Source organism: Paenibacillus sp. Soil750, from assembly GCF_001428045.1.
GTDB classification, from domain to species: Bacteria; Bacillota; Bacilli; order Paenibacillales; family NBRC-103111; genus Paenibacillus_E; species Paenibacillus_E allorhizoplanae.
The window spans coordinates 23920-44434 of the sequence record NZ_LMSD01000044.1; the positions used below are offsets into that span (position 1 = coordinate 23920).

At 45.8% G+C, this 20515-nt stretch carries 18 protein-coding genes; 14 read left to right on the top strand and 4 right to left on the bottom strand.

Annotated features, from left to right (window positions below; genetic code table 11):
* Nucleotides 1-4: 4 nt before the first annotated feature.
* On the bottom strand, nucleotides 5-508 hold the full coding sequence (locus tag ASL11_RS34350; protein ID WP_200962503.1) for a hypothetical protein: 504 nt from the start codon (nucleotides 506-508) through the stop codon (nucleotides 5-7).
* A gap of 153 nt (nucleotides 509-661) precedes the next feature.
* Here ASL11_RS34350 and ASL11_RS34355 point away from each other — a divergent pair, with 153 nt between their 5' ends.
* Together ASL11_RS34355 and ASL11_RS34360 are read left to right on the top strand one after the other, a co-directional pair.
* Complete coding sequence (locus tag ASL11_RS34355; RefSeq protein WP_056625645.1) at nucleotides 662-1747, top strand: CotH kinase family protein; 1086 nt, start codon at nucleotides 662-664, stop codon at nucleotides 1745-1747.
* A 28-nt stretch (nucleotides 1748-1775) separates the two neighbouring features.
* Nucleotides 1776-2135, top strand: a complete 360-nt coding sequence (locus tag ASL11_RS34360; RefSeq protein ID WP_056625647.1) for an SET domain-containing protein — start codon at nucleotides 1776-1778, stop codon at nucleotides 2133-2135.
* A gap of 40 nt (nucleotides 2136-2175) precedes the next feature.
* On the opposite strand, the gene ASL11_RS38075 is transcribed toward ASL11_RS34360, so the two are convergent.
* Complete coding sequence (locus tag ASL11_RS38075; protein ID WP_056625651.1) at nucleotides 2176-2676, bottom strand: CBO0543 family protein; 501 nt, start codon at nucleotides 2674-2676, stop codon at nucleotides 2176-2178.
* A 492-nt stretch (nucleotides 2677-3168) separates the two neighbouring features.
* On the opposite strand from ASL11_RS38075, the gene ASL11_RS36905 reads away from it, so the two are divergent.
* Nucleotides 3169-3339 (top strand): hypothetical protein, encoded by a 171-nt coding sequence (locus tag ASL11_RS36905; protein ID WP_157257153.1) that lies wholly within the window; start codon nucleotides 3169-3171, stop codon nucleotides 3337-3339.
* A 488-nt stretch (nucleotides 3340-3827) separates the two neighbouring features.
* Here the strand turns inward: ASL11_RS36905 and ASL11_RS34375 are convergent, their stop codons facing one another.
* On the bottom strand, nucleotides 3828-5243 hold the full coding sequence (locus ASL11_RS34375) for an MFS transporter (RefSeq protein WP_235550662.1): 1416 nt from the start codon (nucleotides 5241-5243) through the stop codon (nucleotides 3828-3830).
* Nucleotides 5244-5431: 188 nt separating this feature from the next.
* Between ASL11_RS34375 and ASL11_RS34380 the strand changes: the two genes are divergently transcribed.
* From ASL11_RS34380 to ASL11_RS34390, 3 genes are all read left to right on the top strand, one after another.
* The gene (locus ASL11_RS34380; RefSeq protein WP_056625657.1) at nucleotides 5432-6349 is read left to right on the top strand and encodes an AraC family transcriptional regulator; all 918 of its coding nucleotides are present in this window, start codon (nucleotides 5432-5434) and stop codon (nucleotides 6347-6349) included.
* Between the two features lie 101 nt (nucleotides 6350-6450).
* Complete coding sequence (gene map / locus ASL11_RS34385; protein ID WP_056625660.1) at nucleotides 6451-7197, top strand: type I methionyl aminopeptidase; 747 nt, start codon at nucleotides 6451-6453, stop codon at nucleotides 7195-7197.
* Between the two features lie 389 nt (nucleotides 7198-7586).
* A complete protein-coding gene (locus ASL11_RS34390; RefSeq protein WP_056625663.1) occupies nucleotides 7587-8162 on the top strand; it encodes a TerD family protein in 576 nt (191 codons plus the stop codon).
* 74 nt (nucleotides 8163-8236) lie between these two features.
* On the opposite strand, the gene ASL11_RS34395 is transcribed toward ASL11_RS34390, so the two are convergent.
* Nucleotides 8237-9058 carry a helix-turn-helix domain-containing protein gene (locus ASL11_RS34395; RefSeq protein ID WP_063795777.1) on the bottom strand — a complete coding sequence of 274 codons (822 nt, stop codon included), beginning with the start codon at nucleotides 9056-9058 and terminating at the stop codon, nucleotides 8237-8239.
* 157 nt (nucleotides 9059-9215) lie between these two features.
* Between ASL11_RS34395 and ASL11_RS34400 the strand changes: the two genes are divergently transcribed.
* From ASL11_RS34400 to ASL11_RS34435, 8 genes are all read left to right on the top strand, one after another.
* Nucleotides 9216-10502: a Gfo/Idh/MocA family oxidoreductase gene (locus tag ASL11_RS34400; protein WP_056625664.1), complete on the top strand. Its 1287-nt coding sequence runs from the start codon at nucleotides 9216-9218 to the stop codon at nucleotides 10500-10502.
* A 91-nt stretch (nucleotides 10503-10593) separates the two neighbouring features.
* On the top strand, nucleotides 10594-11568 hold the full coding sequence (locus ASL11_RS34405) for a LacI family DNA-binding transcriptional regulator (protein ID WP_056625667.1): 975 nt from the start codon (nucleotides 10594-10596) through the stop codon (nucleotides 11566-11568).
* Nucleotides 11569-11647: 79 nt separating this feature from the next.
* On the top strand, nucleotides 11648-12964 hold the full coding sequence (locus tag ASL11_RS34410; protein WP_056625669.1) for an ABC transporter substrate-binding protein: 1317 nt from the start codon (nucleotides 11648-11650) through the stop codon (nucleotides 12962-12964).
* Nucleotides 12965-13000: 36 nt separating this feature from the next.
* On the top strand, nucleotides 13001-13888 hold the full coding sequence (locus tag ASL11_RS34415) for a carbohydrate ABC transporter permease (RefSeq protein WP_056625672.1): 888 nt from the start codon (nucleotides 13001-13003) through the stop codon (nucleotides 13886-13888).
* Nucleotides 13881-14711, top strand: a complete 831-nt coding sequence (locus ASL11_RS34420) for a carbohydrate ABC transporter permease (protein ID WP_056625675.1) — start codon at nucleotides 13881-13883, stop codon at nucleotides 14709-14711. Before ASL11_RS34415 ends, ASL11_RS34420 begins: the two co-directional genes overlap by 8 nt.
* 70 nt (nucleotides 14712-14781) lie before the next feature.
* On the top strand, nucleotides 14782-16551 hold the full coding sequence (locus tag ASL11_RS34425) for an amylo-alpha-1,6-glucosidase (protein WP_056625677.1): 1770 nt from the start codon (nucleotides 14782-14784) through the stop codon (nucleotides 16549-16551).
* Nucleotides 16552-16643: 92 nt separating this feature from the next.
* Entirely contained in the window at nucleotides 16644-18479 is a 1836-nt protein-coding gene (locus tag ASL11_RS34430) for a right-handed parallel beta-helix repeat-containing protein (protein WP_157257155.1), read from the top strand.
* Nucleotides 18480-18522: 43 nt separating this feature from the next.
* Nucleotides 18523-20475: a right-handed parallel beta-helix repeat-containing protein gene (locus tag ASL11_RS34435; protein ID WP_056625684.1), complete on the top strand. Its 1953-nt coding sequence runs from the start codon at nucleotides 18523-18525 to the stop codon at nucleotides 20473-20475.
* Nucleotides 20476-20515 lie beyond the last annotated feature (40 nt).

The window sequence follows — 20515 nt, forward strand, 5'->3', positions numbered from 1 at the left end:
TAATCTACTTTTTACCGGAACCTTTCCCAGTCCCACCTGTACCACCAGTGCCTTTCCCAGTCCCGCCTGTACCACCAGTGCCTTTCCCAGTCCCGCCAGTTCCACCCGTACCTTTGCCCGTACCTTTGCCAGTGCCTTTACCAGTGCCTTTACCAGTGCCTTTACCAGTACCCTTACCAGTACCTTTGCCAGTGCCTTTACCCGTACCTTTACCAGTACCTCCAGTACCTTTACCAGTACCTCCAGTACCTTTGCCAGTACCACCCGTACCTTTGCCAGTACCTCCCGTACCTTTGCCAGTACCTCCCGTACCTTTGCCAGTACCTCCAGTACCTTTGCCAGTACCTCCAGTACCTTTGCCAGTACCTCCAGTACCTTTACCAGTACCACTAGTACCTTTACCAGTACCACCAGTTCCTTTATTTGACACAGGGTTTCGAACTAAAAACTCATCTAGTCCAGTATCTTGAGCTTGTTTTATTAAATCTAGTATTTGAGTTTCACCCATATTGACTTGACCACCCATCGTAAAAATTCCTTGAAAATCAAGGTGCTGTATTTTATGTGAATCCCGTATTATTTGTTCTAGTGTAAAGACCAATTTATTATCAACACCACTTACTTCTTCATAAGATATAAAAAAAGGCAAGGGAATGATTTAATGGAACATACTGCTATTTCTACTTATGGTATAACGATTGAACCGAATGATCTTAAGGTACTAAATACTGATGTTTGGAAAGATGATCCTGTTCCTGCCAAATTAATTGTAGACAACATTCCTCATGAGATAGGGATCTCATATCGGGGAGATCATACCCGTAATTTTCAAAAGAAATCCTATAGCATCGACTTTAGGTCATATAAAGAAGAATTTGCGGGGCGTGAGATACACTTAAATGCTGAATACCGAGATCCATCTTTAATACGCAACAAACTTTCTTTTGATTTTTTCCAGAGCATTGGGAGTACTGCTCCAAATAGTAAGCATGTTTTTCTAGAATTGAATGGGGAAATAAAGGGAATATATCTAGAACTTGAATCGGTGGATGAATTTTTTTTACAAAAAAGAGAATTACCATCAAGTCCTATTTTTTATGCTACGATCTACCATGCGAACTTTTCTTTATTAACACCGAAGGGAAATCCAAAACCTTCCCTCATGTCCGGATATTTTCAAAAAATGGGAACTGATAAAGATAAACAAGACTTAGAAAAGTTTATTGTAAAAATAAATACAACTAACCGAGACCAATTTGGAGAAGCGATAATAAAGGATCTGGATATCAAAAATTATTTATTTTGGTTATGTGGGGCAGTTTGTACCCAAAACTACGATGGGTTTATTCACAACTATTCTATAATTCGAAATGAAGAGACGAAATTATATCAGGTGATCCCCTGGGATTATGACGCAACTTGGGGACGAAATTGGAATGGAAAAATAATGGAATATTATGCTGTTCCGATTGAAGGCTATAATACACTCACTGCACGACTATTGGATGTAACGGAAATACGGCAGCAATACCGTCGTATTATGGAAGAAATTTTAGAAACAAAATTTACGGTTAAGGCAATAGAACCTATGGTGGCAAATCTCCATACGCAATTAAAATCCTATATTTCTTTAGATCCGTTTAAAAAGGAATCCATTGCGCTATTTAATAGTGAACCAGAATTCATACTTCGCTTCATTGAAAAACGCAACAGCTATCTTCGAAAGCATCTAAAAGATCTTTCATAAAGGAGGAAGCACGCTGAATAAAATTGAAATGAAACATACAGAAAAATATGGAAGAGGAATTTTTGCAACCGAAAACATTAAAAAAGGTGACTTAATTGAGTCAGCCCCAATTATCGTTGTCACCAAAAAAGAATGGGAAGAAATGAGGGAAAGTATCCTCAAAAACTATGTTTATCGTTGGGGAGAGGATAAAGCTATCGCTCTTGGATACGGTGGATTATACAATCACTCTTTCACTCCCAATGCGAGATATATATCGAATATAAATAATTTAACCATTGACTTCTCTGCCTATAAAGATATTAAAGCAGGTGAAGAGATTTTGATTAATTACAATGGAGACCCTAAGGACCAATCTTCAATGTGGTTTAAGGTTATCCATAAATAAAAACTGAAATGTGTTAGTTCGTCTAACCGCAATCGACTATTCAATTTATTGGGACTTTGAAATACCACATTAGTACTACAATAATTATTAACGATAACAAATAGGCACGTAGTGGTTTTCTATAATGCAGTATAAGCATAGGAAACATCATGACATCAAACATCACAGAGTGCCAAAAAGTCCAACCATTATCGTATGAAATTCTACCGAAGATTTGTAAAACTAATTCGACAATTGAATAAATAAATACCCATTTGAATACGTACATGATCTGCTTTAGCTTGGTTGTTCTCGGGTAGCTTGAGAGGAACAAAAGAACGCTTAGTGGCATTGTTATTATTGCATATACAATAACCGTTATTCGATGATTATAAAGAAAGTCGGGATGAAATACCCACAAATGAAAGTCCATGGTTAGATATTCATACAAAAGACCGCCACCCATGATAAAGAGCATAGTTGGGTGATATTTGTACCAGTTCTTCCAATCTGCCCAACGCCAAATTGAATAAATCGTAAATAAAGCTATTACAACATGCATTGGAATTTACCACCTTCGTTTCTTATACAACATAATAATTGTTGCAAGCTATATTCTATCCACAACTTTCTCGAATAATCCAAATTATGGATATCCAAAGTAGTTGGCAGAAAAGGATGATCTCCTTAGTTATCCAATTTGGAATAACGTTCCCGCAGTTAAAGCGGAAAAGCCCACGTTGCCGGCACACGATGGGTGCTGAACGAACCGCTAACGTTGGATTGCGTGTTGGATGAAATGCCAAAAGCGCTAAAAGAATAATCGTGAATAAAAAGAAGTCAACTTTAGCGTTTTAGACGAAAAGATGGCTTCTTTTTTGGGGAAATCTTTTATACTTGCATACCAATGATATTCATTCTCAATTAACGGATGCGTTGAAGCTGCATGCTAAACAAACCCAGACTTGATGATATAATTGCTTCTTTAGTACTATATGTATGAATCCATATATTTGGTAAAATTTACAAATACATAAAGAAAGGTTGGGATAATATGAAGGAATTTGAAATGAACCAGAAACAAGATTCAAAGGATGGCGTTGAAACGAATTTTAGAAAAAAGGCAGTAGCTGTTGGGTTAAAAGTATTTTATAGTGGCGTTATCATGCTTGCCCTTTTTCCAACGATATATGGGTCTGATTGGCCTGAGAGAGGTTGGTGCTAATAACTTAGCACGTAACTAGAGTTCAATAGCTAAATGAAAAAGGCAGCCAATCCTAATGGATTGGTTGCCTTTTCTTAAGAAACAAACAAAATAACGAAGCTAGTCACCTATAGTCGTATGGAAATTGAAAATCATATTGTTAAAAGGGAGCTTTTTATGGATCATAAAAATAATTTACTTTACGGAATATTTGCTGGTGTACTTCTTCTTTTTTTAAATAATTCTTTTGCAGTGAGTACAATACAACATCTATTCGATAGCATGCCATTGGCTTATATGACGGTTAGATTCATTCTCTATGTGTTATCTTTTATTGGGATTTTAACGGTGGCTTTTTGTTCAATAGAATTGATTATAGAAGTACTTAAATTTAGAAAGCAAAGATGACTAGAATAAATCTCGCCAACCACATTTATGGCCTGCTTTGGTGAAAAAACTTATACTCATATTTCGTCATGCAGATGGAACAATAACAAATATTGAAAGCTTCAAGACGCGTTACGCGGTTCAGCCGCGACGACGCGTTGCGCCCTCTCCGCTGGCAGCAGCAAGATCAAGACCGCTAGGAGAGAAGCTGTCAGGAAAACGGCAGAACCCACGAGCGAGACGGAGATTGCATGAGCAAAAGACGTATCTGATGGAACTTCCGGCCGGTTCGCAGCCTCGAAGACAGCGATCAGAACAGCGAGCCCAAGCGACGCTCCAGTCTGATGAGCGACGTTGACGAGCCCTGACGCTGCACCTGCATCTTTGGCATCCACGCCGGACAACCCCAGCGTCGTAAATGGCTGAAAAATCATGCCAGCCCCACACCCCATGACGAGCAAAGGGAAAAACAAATGAGGAAGGAAACTCGACTCAACCGAAATGAGGCTCAGCCAGCTTGTTCCGGTGATCGCGATTATCAATCCGGCAATTAATACTTTAGCGTTCCCGAATCGGGCTAACAGCGTAGGCATCGCATACATCATCCCGAACTGAACGGCCGTGAACGGCATGATTGCAAGTCCAGCCTGCAAAGAATTGAAATGAAGGACCTTTTGCAAAAATTGCGGAACGAAGAAAAAGATCGGATAATTTCCACACAAGAGCAACAGCCTACCCAAGTAGGCTCCGGATCGTGTTCGGTTCGCGAACAGGCGAAGAGGGGTAATCGGCTCTTTCGCACGTGCTTCGATCCTCACGAAAGCCGCTAGCGAGACACCTCCGAGAGCAAGCGAACCCCATACCTCCGGCGCTTTCCATCCGACAGATGCCGCTTGAACGAAGCCGAATGCCAGCGCCGTCATGCCGATCACCGATGTCATGGCTCCCATGATATCTAGTCGGCCCACTTTGGTCTCAGTCTCCTGCATATATCGAGGAACCATAAGAAGCAGAGCGACGCCGATCGGTACGTTGAGGAACATCCCGGCGCGCCAAGAGATGAGATCTGTCAACAATCCACCAACGATTAAACCTACGCTGCCTCCGGCTCCGGATACGGCGCTGTAAACCGCGATTGCTTTCGACCGTTCCCGTGCTTCCGAGAAGCTTACGGACAACAAGGCGAGTGCAGAAGGTGTTGCCATCGCTGCTGCCACTCCTTGCAATGCGCGTGCCACTAGCAAAAGTTCAGCGGACGGCGCCAATCCAGCTAACATCGAGGCCAACGAAAACAAGGCGATCCCCGCGGCAAATGTTTTTCTCCTTCCTAGGATGTCCCCAGCTCGAGCACCTAACAACAAGAAGCCTCCGAACGCCAAAATATAAGCGTTTTGCACCCAAGTCAGAGCCGCCGTCGACAGATGGAGTGTGCTGCCGATTTCGGGTAATGCAGTAACCAAGACGGATGCATCGAGCACCATCATCAGCTGACAGGCGACGATCATCGCCAAAATAATTCGTTTCGAATGTTCTTTCAAGAGGATAACCTCCCTTTCACTTTATAACAGTTATTATGACGCGAATCGGCAACGGGAAGTAGCTCATTCCTGCTAAAAAATTGATCAATACTGCAAAGTGATAATCCATATTGTTCAATAAACAGGTTTGCGCTCTTAGTGGAAAGGCGTATAATAGGAGATGATAAAAGGAATGGAGGAACGTTCCCATGCAGTCGAAATTGAATCAATTAGTGAATATGGTGGATTCCCTTCATCTTGCAGAGGGTCGTACGGACACGTCAGTTCCCTTTTTTTCGCTAGTCCGGCGGAACCGACCGACAGCGATCATACCCGGTGTTCTCACCCCTTCTTTTTGCCTGATTCTACAAGGAGGTAAGAAGCTTCATCTCGGTCAGGACACGATCTATTATAGCGCAGGCGACTATTTGGTTTCGTTGATCGATATACCGGCCTCTGGTCAAGTCATCGGCGCTTCGCGGCAATCGCCGTATTTCGGCTTGCGAATCGATGTAACGGCGGAAGAGATTGCTTCTGTCATGACGGATACCGGTATCACCGTTAAGCCGCTTGACCAAAAGCTGGGCCCTGGAGCTTACGTAGGCAAATCTGATGAACACTTGCAACTCTTATTCATCAGGCTGTTGGAGCTGCGAGGCAAGTCCGAGGTTGAAATCCGCTTCCTGTCTTCGCTGATTAAGCGCGAGATGATTTTTCGCTTGCTGACGGGCGATTATGGGCACTTGTTTGTTCAGCGTGTTTTCATGGACCAGCAAAATGAGGGGATCAGTAGAGCGATTGAATGGATAAAGGAGAATTACAACAGAACCTTCACAATCGAAGAGGTGGCGAGATCGTCCAAAATGAGTGTCTCAGGACTTCATCATAAATTCAAAGCTGTCACGACGATGGCTCCCCTACAATACCAGAAGCAGCTCCGACTCCAAGAAGCGAGACGCCTCATGCTGAACGGCACCGCGAACGCGACGGTCGCCGCGCTGGAGGTCGGATACGAGAGCCCGGCTCAATTCAGTCGTGAATATCGCCGGCTTTTCGGGCTCCCACCGCTTCAAGATATGAAAGCATTTCACAGAAAACCAGTACCTGAAGCGTTCGAGACCAGCTAAAACCTTCAATTTCTCATTTGGAATTGAAGATTTCGTCTATTAGTGGAGTATTCTTCTTAAAATGAGTAAAATAATGATATACGGACAATGGAGGGGCTTTAATGACAATAGGATCCCAAAACGATATCGATGGACTAAAAGCAATCGGTAAAATCGTTGCAATGACGATTAGTGAAATGAAACGTCACACACGTGCAGGTATAACAACAAAGGAACTTGATGAAATCGGAGGCAGTTTTTTGAAAAGGCATGGAGCTGTGCCGGCACCGAAAGCAACATATAATTTCCCTGGCTACACATGTATTAGCGTTAACAATGAAGTGGCTCACGGAATACCCGGAAATCGCATCATCCAACCAGGAGATTTAATAAACATCGATGTTTCGGCAGAATTGGGAGGTTATTATGCGGATGCGGGACAGTCTTTTCCGATAACTCCATACAATCCATCCTTATTGCGTTTATGTGAATACACACACAATACGATGATGAAAGTAATCTCTTCACTTAAGCATGGAGTTAAATTGAACGAAATCGGACGGATTATTCAAAGCGAGGCTAGAAAAGGCGGCTATAACGTTATTAATAATTTGTGTAGTCACGGTATTGGGAAATCCTTACATGAGGCTCCAACAGAGATTCTTCCTTTCTATAACAAACATGATAAACGTGTATTGAAAGAGGGTTTAGTCCTTACGATTGAGCCTTTTTTATCAACGGGGGCGGACTATGCCGTTGAGCAGCCGGATGGGTGGACATTATGTTTACCGGGTGGTGGCTTTACGGCACAACATGAGCACACAATAATCATTACAAAGAATCAACCCATCATCGTGACGGTAGCTTAGTGAATTCCAAACATTTTTATATGCCAACTGATTGCCAGTACCATCCGTCTTGACCATATTCACATTCGATGCAATTACGAATTATGGATATAAGAAGGTTGACTTGAAAGGATGGAAAATTGTAAGTTGCACTAAAAAATCGTTCTAAGACGAGTAATGACAATAGCTGCAGAAACACGACTAGGCTAGGAGGCTACCGACCATGTTCGGTGGCCTTTTTCATTTTTTTATTTTGGAACTATTTGAAAGAATCGTCGTATGTATCATGCAGAGAAAAATTTCACTGTCGAGAGGAGGTACTCTCATTTATGCGAGGGAGCTCACGAAATTCAAATCGATGACTTAGCTGAACGTTACCCATAAAATAATAAAGTGGAGGTAAACATTCTATGCCAATCAATCTATCTAAAGGTCAGAAAGTAGATCTTACAAAAACAAATCCGGGGCTTGCAAAAATCTTTGTAGGACTTGGTTGGGACACGAATAAATACGATGGCGGCGGCAATTTCGATCTTGATTGTTCTGTTTTTTGTACCAACGCTGCTGGCAAAGTGGATAACGAGAAAAACTTTGTTTTCTATAACAACAAGGAAAATGAAAATGGATCGGTTATACATAATGGTGACAACCGTACAGGTGACGGCGCTGGTGATGACGAACAAATAAATGTTAATTTATCGGCGGTTCCAGCAACGATCGAGAAAATTGCTTTTGCAATTACGATTCATGAAGCTGCAGCACGGAATCAGAACTTTGGGCAAGTTTCCAATGCTTACGTTCGTATTGTTAATGAAGTGGATGGCCAAGAGCTAATCCGTTACGACTTGGGTGAAGATTTCTCCATTGAAACTGCAGTGGTCGTTGGTGAGTTATATCGGAATTCAGGTGAGTGGAAGTTCTCGGCGGTAGGCAGTGGGTATAGAGAAGGTCTTGGTGGTTTAGCGAAAGATTATGGTTTAGCTTAGTATTATGAAATGATTAAAGCCCTCGCGATATACGCGACGGCTTTTTGTTTTTTCCTAGATTCAATTGAAAAAGTTTAATGACCCTCCCGAATGGCTGCTTTCCGGTATTCAAGCGGGTTTGTTTGGGCTATTTCCTTGAAGACGCGTCCGAAGTGGCTGATGTTCTCGTAACCGACGCGTTGGGCGATCAACGTAATTTTCCAGTCGGTTTCCCGCAGCAGTCGCTGCGCTTCACTGATTCGAATGCTAGTAACATATTCGACGAAGGAAAATCCGGTAACCTTCTTGAACATTCGACTTAGATGATAGGGGCTGATGTAATGCTCCTTGGCAATGGCGTTCAAAGATAGTGGCTCTTCGAATCTGCCGTTGATGGCGGCGACGATTTCGGCAATTTTTTTATGTGCAGGGCTCTCGTGTTCAAAATCCGCTCCGCTTCCTCGGTTCAACCGGCGTGCGCACCAGATCAGCAGAGTGGCCAGTTGAGATTGAAGCGCCGTTTCGTATCCCGGCAGAGAATCGTTTGACTCATTCAGCATCTCAAACAGTAATCGATGCACCCACTCTTGCTCATGAAGAGGAACAGAAAGCAGTCTGATTTTCATCCGGAATGGTTCATACAACAGCGGTTGGCTGAAATGGTTCAGGAAGCTTTCGGTAAAATTGATCAAAATGCGCTCGTGATTCGGCAGACTTGTGTCGCCCGTTTTGTGAAGTTCATATTTATCAACAAAAACAAGATCACCCTCACGGATTCGATAGGTCAAGTCTTTGATAAAATAAGTCCGTTCCCCTTTAATTAAATAATAAATCTCGTATCGGTCGTGAAAATGGTATTTTTGCATCGTGTAGTAGCCGTTCCGTTTCATATGGTGGATGAACATTTCCTTCTGCATCAGATTGTCCCCTCCTTTTCCTCACTATAGCACGCTCACCTGAAAAATACGCAAAAAATGCAAAGAAAGCGGGACATTTTCGCAAATAATCCGCAGAAAAGGATGATTTATTGCGTTACAATGAAAGCGTCACAACAAATGAAGAGGGGAAGAGGCTATGATGAAAAAAAAATATGCACTGGTCGGTACAGGCGGGCGCGCCGAATTTTTTTATGGAGCTCTCGCTGAAGGATACCGTGATCGTACCGAGCTTGTCGCCTTTTGCGACATCAACGCTGTAAGGTTATCTTATGCAAATCGATTGCTCAAAGAAAAGTACGCACATCATGAAATCGCCGTTTACGGCTCAGAAGAGTTCGATGCCATGATTGAGAAGGAGAAGCCCGACACCATCATCGTAACAACCATGGACAGAACGCACCATAAGTACATTATCCGTGCTATGGAACTGGGCTGCGACGTGATAAGCGAGAAGCCGATGACGGTTGACGAGGACAAGTGCCAAGAAATTCTTGACGCAGTGAAGAGGACTGGGCGCAACCTCAGGGTCACCTTCAACTATCGATATGCACCGCATAACACCAAAGTGCGCGAACTGATTATGGACGGCGTTATTGGCGACGTTCATTCCGTTCATTTCGAATGGTTGCTTAGCACCGAGCATGGAGCCGATTACTTCCGTCGCTGGCATAGGGATAAACGCAATAGTGGAGGGCTGCTCGTTCACAAGTCGACTCATCATTTCGATCTGGTTAATTTCTGGCTGGGCACTCGCCCGCAATCGGTATTTGCCATGGGCGGTCTAATGTATTATGGACGCGAAAATGCGGAACGCAGAGGCGTGACGCAATTTTACCAACGGGCGCTCGGCAGCGAGGTAGCTAAAAACGATCCGTTCGCGCTGCATCTGGATTCCAACGATCATTTAAAAGCGTTGTACCTAGATGCGGAGATCGCTGACGGCTATCAACGGGATCAAAGTGTGTTCGGTGACGGAATTAGTATCGAAGATACGCTAGGCGTTATCGTACGTTACGAGAACCAGGCAATACTGACATATTCCTTGAACGCTTACCAACCTTGGGAAGGGTTCAATGTTGTATTTAACGGCAGTAAGGGAAGAATGGAGCTTAAGGTAGTGGAGCGATCGTACATCAACTCGGCGGGGGAGAAAGAGGATGAAGGCGCACTTTCTCACAAGCAGCTAACCGTACAGCCGATGTTCCAGAAGGCTTATGAGGTCGAGATAGAGGAAAGAAGCGGAGGACATGGTGGAGGAGATCCGATACTGTTAAACGATCTATTTGGAGAACCAGCGTCTGATAGATTGAACCGAGCTGCCTCGCATGTCGATGGAGCCATATCCATATTGACGGGGATCGCTGGAAATGTCTCCATGCGAACCGGTCGACAGATTGAGATCGAGAGTTTAGTAAGATTTTAAATTTTTATGGAAAAGTATTCCTAATTACGAACACGTGTAATATACTTAAATTATCATAGACATGTGTAAGTTGAAAGGAACTAAGCAATCCATGAAAGTAACCATTAAGGATATCGCCCGTGCAGCAGGAGTGAGCCATCCCACCGTATCGAAAGCGTTGAACGGATCTCCGGGGGTCAGCAATGCAGTCCGTCAAAGAATCGTCAATATAGCCGAACAGATGAACTATATCCCCAATCAGGCGGCACGAAGACTGGCTGACAAGCAGACGCAGACCATAGGCTTACTGTGGCCGAAATCAGAAGCGCTATTCTTTCATCACCTCAGCCTGCAGATTCAGCATGAAGCCGCTAGGCGTGGACTGGATGTGATGATCTCGCTGGCTGATCCGCCTCGAGGACTTCGTGCATTTAACGAGCATTTCGTCGATCGGATCATCTTCTGGAGTCCTCCAGGTTGGCAGCCGGATATGGCTTTCATCAAGCAGAAGGAGCTCTTTCAAGGGCGAATGCTGCTGATGGGAGGCGGCACCTTAGAGGGGACGCACCGGATCAGCGTCGACCGAAGCGGAGCCATTTATGAGTCCGTATGTTATTTGGCGGCTAATGGTCACCGCAGAATTACCTTCGTCGGGGACTCCTACGAGAAACAGTTGGGTTTCACTAGAGGAATTCTGGAACAGAGACTGGATTACCATGAGCATTACGTGATTGCCGCCAAAGAGGGGGATTCCTTTCCGGAGAAGCGTGTTGCAGAACTGCTGGACAGTCCCGATAGACCAACGGCCTTTATTGTCGACAACCAATCTTACGCCTTCGGACTGATCAAGTTGTTCAGAGACAGGGAGATTCGTATGCCCGACGACTACTCGTTGATCGTTTATGATGATATTCCGGAAATGGAAAGAATGGAGATTCCAGTTACAACGATCGGTCCTCCTATCGGGAAGCTGGCCGTGCTGGCATTAGAAATAATGGGGAGCAAAGAGGGGCAAGGACAAGAAGACAAGGCAGATATTGAGATCAAATGCGAAATGAATGTGCGCCAATCTACGGGACGCATTTAAGTTCGTTCAATTACGAACACGTGTAACATGCAAGATCTTAGCAAATTCATTCGTCCATTCTCAAAAGGGAGGTTTTTGTATGAAAATGTTCAAACTTGTATCCGCATCAGTTTTGATTGCTTTTTCAGCTGCAGCCTGCTCCTCAGAAACCACTACGGATACCCCTGCGGTCAGTCCATCTAGCTCAAGTGTAACATCGAACATTCCGAAAGAAGTTAATTTAAAGATCGGCTTGCCAGGCAGCTATGACATCACAAGTAAAAAAATCATCGACGGCTTCCAAGCGAAATATCCCAACATCAAGCTTCAGATCGAAGAAGCGCCTTGGGCTGATTTTACAACTAAAATTGTAACGAATATCGCGGGTAATAACGCGCCTGATATCTGGTTTCAGGAAAATGCCGTTATCCTTGGTTACGGGACGCGAGGCGTTGCCGAAAATCTAGAACCCTATATTAAACGGGACTTAAAGACGGAGGATTATATCGAATCCCTGCTGTCCGCCAAGACACCAGACGGTAAAATTTACGGCATTCCGCATGGCGTCAACCCGAACGCACTCGTTTATAACAAGAAAATCTTCCAACAAAACAATGTTCCTTTCCCTACTGACAACTGGACTTTCCAGGATATGATTGATGCGGCCAAGAAGTTGACGAAGGACACGGACGGTGACGGAAAAACGGATATTTACGGTTTCCAGACGGCTAGCTCTATTGCTCAGGGTTGGATTCCTTGGATCAAATCGACCGGGGGCTCAGCGCTTGATGCGGGCATGACGAAGGCAACATTCAGTGATCCCAAGACTGTCGAAGGCTTGACGCGTTGGGCCGATACGATCCTTAAGGATAAAATCAGCCCGACCCGAGAGATGCAAACGAATCAGAATTATTTTCAAAGCGAAAAAACGGCGATGACGTTCCTGCAATATTCTGGTCAAGTCAACTTGAATAAGAACAAGCCTGATCTGGATTGGGATGTCGTCAAGGTTCCCATCGGTTTTGACGGCAAACGCTTCGTTCCTACAGTCGTCAACCAATGGCTGATTTACTCCAAGGCGAAACCGGAAGCGAAGGAAGCGGCGTGGACATTCCTCAAATATTATTTGAGCGACGAAGCACAGACGTTTCTTTCCGAAAGCGGAGCGAGCCTTCCTGTGAAGAAAACCGCGCTCGTAGCTCTCGAGAAGTCGAGCAGCAAGCCGGCCAATAAGCAAGCTTTTACGAAAGGCGTCGAGGAGGCTGGAGGCACGCTGGATGAGAATCCTTCCTGGAATCAATGGCGCGCAGCGGCAACCCCGATCCTGAATGATATCCTCGATGGCAAGAAAGCGCCAACTGATGGAGCGAAGGAAATCCAGCAAAAAGTGCAATCCGTTTTGGACGAGAATAAATAAGTACGGACTTCAGGTCCGGTCGAATGAGGTGTTACGATGCGCAAACAAGGCTGGTGGGGCTTCTGCTTCACCCTCCCTTTTCTCATACAATTGGCCGTCTTCTTTCTGTTCCCATTCTTCTTCTCGTTTTATTTAACCTTTACGAAATGGGATTTGTTCAACGCGCCGCATTGGATCGGTTTGAGAAATTGGTCGTTAATGGTGAAAAATGACGTGTTCTGGCTGGCACTGCGCAATGTGTTCTACTTCGCTCTGCTGTTCGTACCGGGTCAGACGTTGGTCTCCTTGCTGTTGGCTTACATGTTGAATCTGCAAATTCGTGGAAAAACGTTTTTTCGGCTGATTTACTTCTTACCAGTCATTACGCCATGGGTTGCAGGAGGGCTGGTCTGGCTTTGGATTTACAATAACGAGTTCGGGATTCTGAATTGGATGCTGGATTCTTTGGGTCTAGACAGGGTAAATTGGGTCCGGAGTGAAAAGTGGTGGTTGGTCATCGGTTCAATCGCCATCGTGAATATTTGGAAAGGTGCCGGATATTCCATGGTGCTGCTTCTCGCAGGTATGCAAAACATTTCCAAAGAAATCATGGAAGCCGCCCGGATTGACGGTACCAACGGCTGGAAATATTTCACGAAAATTACGATACCACTCGTATCCCCGATGGTTTATATGGTCATGATCCTTTCGACGATTTCGGCGTTTCACGCATTTGATGTGTTTCTGGTCATGCTTGGCGAGAAGGGCGACATAAACTCCATTCATGACAGGAATATGGTTCCGAACATTCTGATCTACCGGGACGCGTTCCTGAACGCGAAGATGGGCGCTGCATCCGCATGGGCGTGGGGATTATTTGCAATCATTCTGCTGGTCACGTTATTTCAGAAAAAAATGGAGAAGAGGTGGGTCCACTATGAGTAAACAATCGCTTGGTCTACAGTGGGCCGCTTATATCGTCTTGATCGGCGGCATGCTGTTCATGCTGGTTCCTTTTATGCAGATGCTCACTACATCATTAATGAAACCGGGCGATGAACTAACGTTGCCGCCAAAATTATGGCCACATCCGATTGAATGGAGCAATTATTATAAAGTTTGGGTCGAGGTTAATTTTGTACGATACGCGATGAATAGCGTATTAATTACTGTGCTTGATATGGTTGGCATGGTTGCCTCTTGCGCAATCGTCGCTTATGGGCTTGCTTTTTTCGAATTTAAAGGACGCAACCTTATTTTTCTGGCAATGCTGGGCACGATGATGCTGCCATCGCAAGTCACCATGATTCCTACTTATTTTATATGGAAACAACTAGGTATGCTAAATACGTATTATCCGCTTTACCTGCGTAGCTTTCTGGGAGGCGCCTTCGGCATCTTTCTGATGCACCAGTTTTACAAGACGCTTCCGAAGGAACTGTATGATGCAGCTTGGGTCGACGGAGCGAATCCTTGGACCATTTTTTATAAAATATACGTTCCGCTGACAAAGCCTGCCTTATCGGCCCTAGCTGTGTTTACCTTCATCAGTTCATGGAACAGTACGCTTGAGCCGCTTATTTATTTACAGGATAAAAAGCTGTATACGCTGCCACTTGGACTCCTGTTTCTGCGCAATGAGGTGGATAATAAGACGACGATTATTATGGCAGGTTCCGTCATTACGCTTCTTCCGGTTCTGATTGTGTTTCTCTTCGCCCAGAAGCAATTCGTGCAGGGTGTAGCATCTGCGGGGTTAAAAGGATGACTGAAATGCTTTATTCTTCGGCGGAATGGCCGCCCGGAATGAAGAATAAGGAAAAAAGGAGGGAAATGAGATGGGGCCTGATTCGCTAGCATCTGGTTGGACGAATATGCCCGATATTTGGGGAGAGGGAGCTCTGTTTGCATTTTCAGGGTTTGATGGCGAAACCGACACCCGGTCGCAATTCGTCGCAACCGTAGGGTCGGCAGGTTATGATTTGCTTATTCATACGCCAGAGCGTCGACTGCTTAAGCTTCAAACTGCCGATTTCGGTAAAGTGCGGATCGCTACAGGGGACGTGCTCATATCCGAAACGGATAGGGGAGAGATAATGATGATGTATGCAGCTTGGCATACGTTGATTGGTCATCTGCCAGAAGATGGAGACGTGGCTCTAGCATTCGTGGACGACGGGCTTGAGAACAGGAACGGGCTGACAATGCATACTGAGAATCTCTCCAATGGAGGACAATTAACAATCACAGAGGATGTTGGTAAGGGGGATGTCATTGCGCTTCTGCTGGCTGCGGATGAACGATCCTGGGCATTGGCCTTCGGGACGAATGCAGCCGAAGCGACAAATCGCGCAGTTGACGCCATTCTGTTAGATCGACATCAAGTGATGAAGGAAAGACTGAACCCCTATGCTCAGTTGCCAGTGGTTCGAAATCCTGCAAGAGCCAGGCTGCTTAAAAAATGCTTAAGTATCATGAAAGTGAATACCCTTTCTGCTGAGGCGTCAATCGGCCAGATTTGGTCGACTCCTGATCGTGTACCCCACAGAGCCATGTGGCTGTGGGACTCGGTATTTCATTCCTTCGCCATGAACAGGATTCATGCCGATACTTCCTGGATGTTTCTCAAGAGTGTGCTCGAGACTCAGCTAGAGGATGGGATGATTCCGCATATGAGCAGAGCGGACGGCACGGTTTCTTCGATTACTCAGCCTCCCATATTGGCATGGGGTGTTTGGGAGAACTTCCGATTTACGAAGCGCTGGACGGATCTGTCCTATGCACTGCCCCGTTTGGAGCTTTATATGGAATGGGTCCTCACACACCGAGATAATAATCAAAATGGTCTGCTGGAATGGATGATCGAGGGAAATCCACTCTGCCGATCCGGCGAATCCGGCATGGATAATTCACCTCGATTCGATGAGGCGGCGCAGCTGGACGCTGTGGATTTTTCTTCCTATGCAGCTGCTGATATGACATATATGTCGCGTATTGCTGAAGAGCTGGGAGACCATGAGCGTTCATTGTTATGGTCCCGTCGTTCAGCTGCCATGTCGGCAAGCATACATAGTAAACTGTGGCACGAGGAAGACGGATTTTATTATGATCTTGCCATGAACGGAAGCATGTCGAAGGTGAAGGCGGTAAGCGGTTTTATGCCGATGCTGCTTGAGGATTTACCGGAAACAAGGACAGAGCGTCTGCTCGCGATGCTGCATGATCCACAGCACTTTGGTACGCCATTGCCTATTCCCAGCACGGCTGTATCCGAGCCTACGTACTCCACGGATATGTGGCGTGGGCCGGTGTGGATCAGCACGAATTATCTGATTATTACGGGTCTGCGCAAGCAGGGGAAAGAGCAGGAAGCCAACAAACTGGCGGAGCGAACGATTGATGCTGTGCAGTCCTGGTATGAGCGGCATGGCGTCATTTTTGAATATTTCGATGCCGAAGCCAAGACTTCACCGCTTGCTTGCAGCCGGAAAGGTCCACCTCTGCAACAATACGATATACGAAGAAAAATTGACGTGATCCGCGATTTTCACTGGTCCGCTGCGTTAACCGCCTGTTTACTATTAGATTCGCAGCCCATATCTGGTTAGCGGGAAGACGAGTATGTAAGCCGAAGCAAGAAGTATTGTACACCTATGAGTCGAACCACATATTTCCGAATATCTACCATGTAGGAGGGATTATGATGAAGGATTCAGAGCTCCATGATGTCAAACTTCAAGAGATCGATACTCAGCGCCAGTTGGAATTACCCGTGCAAGAGGAAGAAACCGGCCAAGCCCGTAAGATGACTCGGAGAAGCTTGCTTGCCGTACTAGGAACGGCTGGTTTAACGGCAGCAGCCGGAGGAATGGTGATGAGTTTACTAGGAACGCCGGCAGCAGCGGCAGGCAGTTCTGTGACCGAGAATGTGTACGAGCAGCAAGGGTTAGCACTACTGGAAACTTGCGATCCAGGTTGGGTAAATGTTCTTGACTACAACGCAGTCGGAGATGGAACTACGGATGACACGGATGCCTTCCGTTCCGCTGCAGCTACCGGTAAGCCGATGATTGTCCCCAAGACGACGTCCTTCTATAAGCTGAGTGGTTCTGTCTCGCTGACGGCTTCTATGATCGGAATTGGTATGCCGGAAATCCGAATGGACGGTTCCGATGGGTCTGAGCAGAAACGCATGCTGCAAATTCATAATTATCTGGGCGGAGGACTCCATGTCACAGGACTTTACCTGAATGGCGGTTACACAACCGGCACAGCCAACGAGCAGTCGCATCTTGTCAGGATCGCCAATTCCGTCAATGTATTTATTCATAACAATGTCTTACTTGCACCTTACGGTGACTGTGTCTATATTGGCTCCGATTATATTGCTCCCAGCGAGAATGTGCATATACGCGACAACGTACTCAGCAATCCAAGAAGATGTGCAGTCGCTGTCGTCTCCGGCCGAAAAGTGTGGATCGAAGGCAATGTGATCAAGGATTCCTTTCCGTATGTTGCCACCATTGACTTGGAGCCGAATAGCTCCTCTACGGGCTCGGATATCGTTGAGGATATCTGGATTACAGAGAACGAGTATTATAGCGAAATTTATTTCATTAATTCCTACAATCCTAATACGGCTTCTCCGAACAAACGGATAACAATTACGGGAAATAAGGGCCAAGCGCGATATTTCTTCCGCTGTAATAGTGCTCCGGCAATCACCGTGCAGGTGACCATCAAGGACAACGATTTTTACGGGTCTGTCTCCGACGCTCGCATGATCCAAAGCTCCAATGTGACCAAGGGACTTGAAATCAGCGGAAACCGCGATTATGCGACAGGTGCATCTGGCTGGAATATCGCGAATTCAGAAGCTCCGATCGTCGCTGGCAATCGGATCGAGTCGGCAAGAGCAATAGCCGTCTCATTTACCAACTGCTCTTCCGTTCAATTCAAAGACAACTTGATTAAGGATATCAATTCTTCGAATGGAGCCGTCCGGTTTGCAGGGCCCCAGGCGACAGGTCGTCATCTCATCACCGGCAATCAGTTGGTCAATATTGGCAGTGTTGGATACTGGTTTGGCGGCGTGGTGACGGAGACGTTATTCGACGGCAATGTGACGGAGTGCGCGGGGAAATGCGTTCAAATCGATACGCCGGCAGTGGGCTCAGACCTTCGGATTACAGCTGGAAACGTGTTCGCAGGCACGGGGATTCCCGTATTCGGGGCTGCGAATCTGAAGGTTTGGACATCACCTGAAATACAGTCGAAGGATATGATATCGGGATGGGCTACAGCCTTACCTGTTACGGGAACATGGAAACGCGGTTCCATCCTGTGGAACGTTCAGCCTTCCACACTGTCACCAGTAGGCTGGATTTGCGTCTCCGACGGCTCTCCCGGTGTATGGGAACCGATTGGCTCTGCCGGAGCGCTAAGTGCTTCGTCACTAAAGCTGAAATCGCCAAATGGAAGCGTATTTATAGTGACAGTTACCGATGCAGGTCAACTATCCGTCACGCCAGCTTAATAATGGAAGCTAATCCAACATATTTCTGGGAGGGGTTTTAGGTATGAGTAACCAACAGACAAATCCAAATGATGAAATTACGGAAGTTTCCACAGAAGGTACGTCAGTGATGAGGATTAATCGTAGGAAGCTGCTAGCATCAATTGGAGCGGCGGGAGTAGCTTTTGCCACAGGGGGCCTGCTCAACTCTAGGTTTCAAGGTGTAGCGGAAGCGAAATCATCCGTTACGGAAAACGTATACGGTCCGTTAGGCCAAAAATTAATGCTGACCGATTTACGCAATATCGACATGTGCTTGTCCGTGTCGTTGAGCGGGTTGCGAACATCCGCTGATCTGCTCCCTGAGGCTGCTTATTATGTGACGGATGCGGGGAAGGAAGGTTATTTTCTACTCGACAGCGCAGATACGACTTCGGTAGACAATACCGGAACAGTAGTCGTTACAACACGTGGCAAAAGATTTAAGCGAATAATCAGCGAAACCATTCTGCTATCCTGGTTCGGCGCTATTGGTGACAGTGTAACTGTAGAAACACAAGCTTTGCAGAATGCCATTAACGCCGCTGCCGGTAAAAAGCTGTATATCCCGAAGCAGCGTGTCGGTTATTATTTGACCAGTCAACTGATCGTGCCGAGCAACATAGTCATCGAATGTGAATCTGGTACCGTCATCCAAGCAATTGATAGTTTAAACAGAAAATCACCTTACGAGCGACTGATCCGAATTAAGAATGCGAAACATGTGCATATCATCGGCAACGGAGCTACCTTGCAGATGAACAAACCTGCTTACAACTCCGGAGAGCAGGCACATATTTTCGATATAAGCGGATCGGAAAACATTGTCATCGAAGGGATTCATGCCAACGACAGCGGTGGGGATGGATTCTATATCGGTAATTACGAGGCGTCTCAACCCTATTGCAAGGACGTTGTTTTGCGGGACTGTGTAGCTAATAATAATCGCAGGCAGGGTCTTTCCGTTATTAGCGTGGACGGATTGCTGGTAGAGAGGTGCAGATTCACGAACACGACCGGCACAGCACCGAAAAGTGGTGTCGATATCGAGCCCAACAACAATTCAGGCCAGGATGTCTTGAAAAAAATTCGGTTTGTGGATTGCGTTGCTGAGGGCAATGTCGGGCGTGGCTTTCTCGTGACTCTTCATCGGATGACTGCTGCCAATGAGCGTGTTGATATTACCTTTGAGCATTGCCGAACCAAAAGCAATTCCTTCGGTAGCTCAGTCAATTATGGCGCGGAAGGAGCGAATGCGGTCAAGGGCGAGGTGAAATTTATCGATTGCATGGCGGAAAAGGAGCAGTACGCTGGGTTTTCGGTATTATCAAGCTCCCCAGAAAGCATTAAAGTGTCCTTCATACGCTGCAGAGCGGTAAATTGTAATACGGTAAACGCACCTGAAGACCCCTATGGTTACGGTTCTTCATTCATTGTAACGACTGTACCGCAGTTTCCAAGAACAGCCATCGGCAATGTAGATTTTGTGGAATGTGCATCGATCGAAGAGCGACCAGTGCCTTTGATTGCACGCGGATTTTCGGTTAAGAAAAATGGCTCAGAAACCATTCGTAATATCAGGTTTGTCAACTGCACGGCAAGTGGGGGCGCACAGCGTCTGTTGTATGTAGATCCAACCGCAGATCAGGTGTTTGCAGATCTATACCCGATGCCTGAGATGACACTGGCGTCCGTAGCAGCAATTGACCCTGGTGCCAACGGACATGTTCTTACCAATGCAGGCACTTCCAGCATTTCAGCGTTCACACTGCCACAGTCTAAAAAGGGACAGAAATTTACGGTAGTTATTGAGTCACCCTACCTGATTAAACTAACGCCGCAGTCCGGATCGTCGATCAGGACCCCTTCTGGTCTCAAGGGCGAACTCGAATCAGCAAATCCCGGTGATTCAATCACCTTAAAGGGGCGAACGGACGGCAACTGGGATATCGTTGGATTTGTAGGTGGATGGTTTTAAGCTGCGAAGAATGAAGTCAGTCGCAGTTCTTATAGATAGA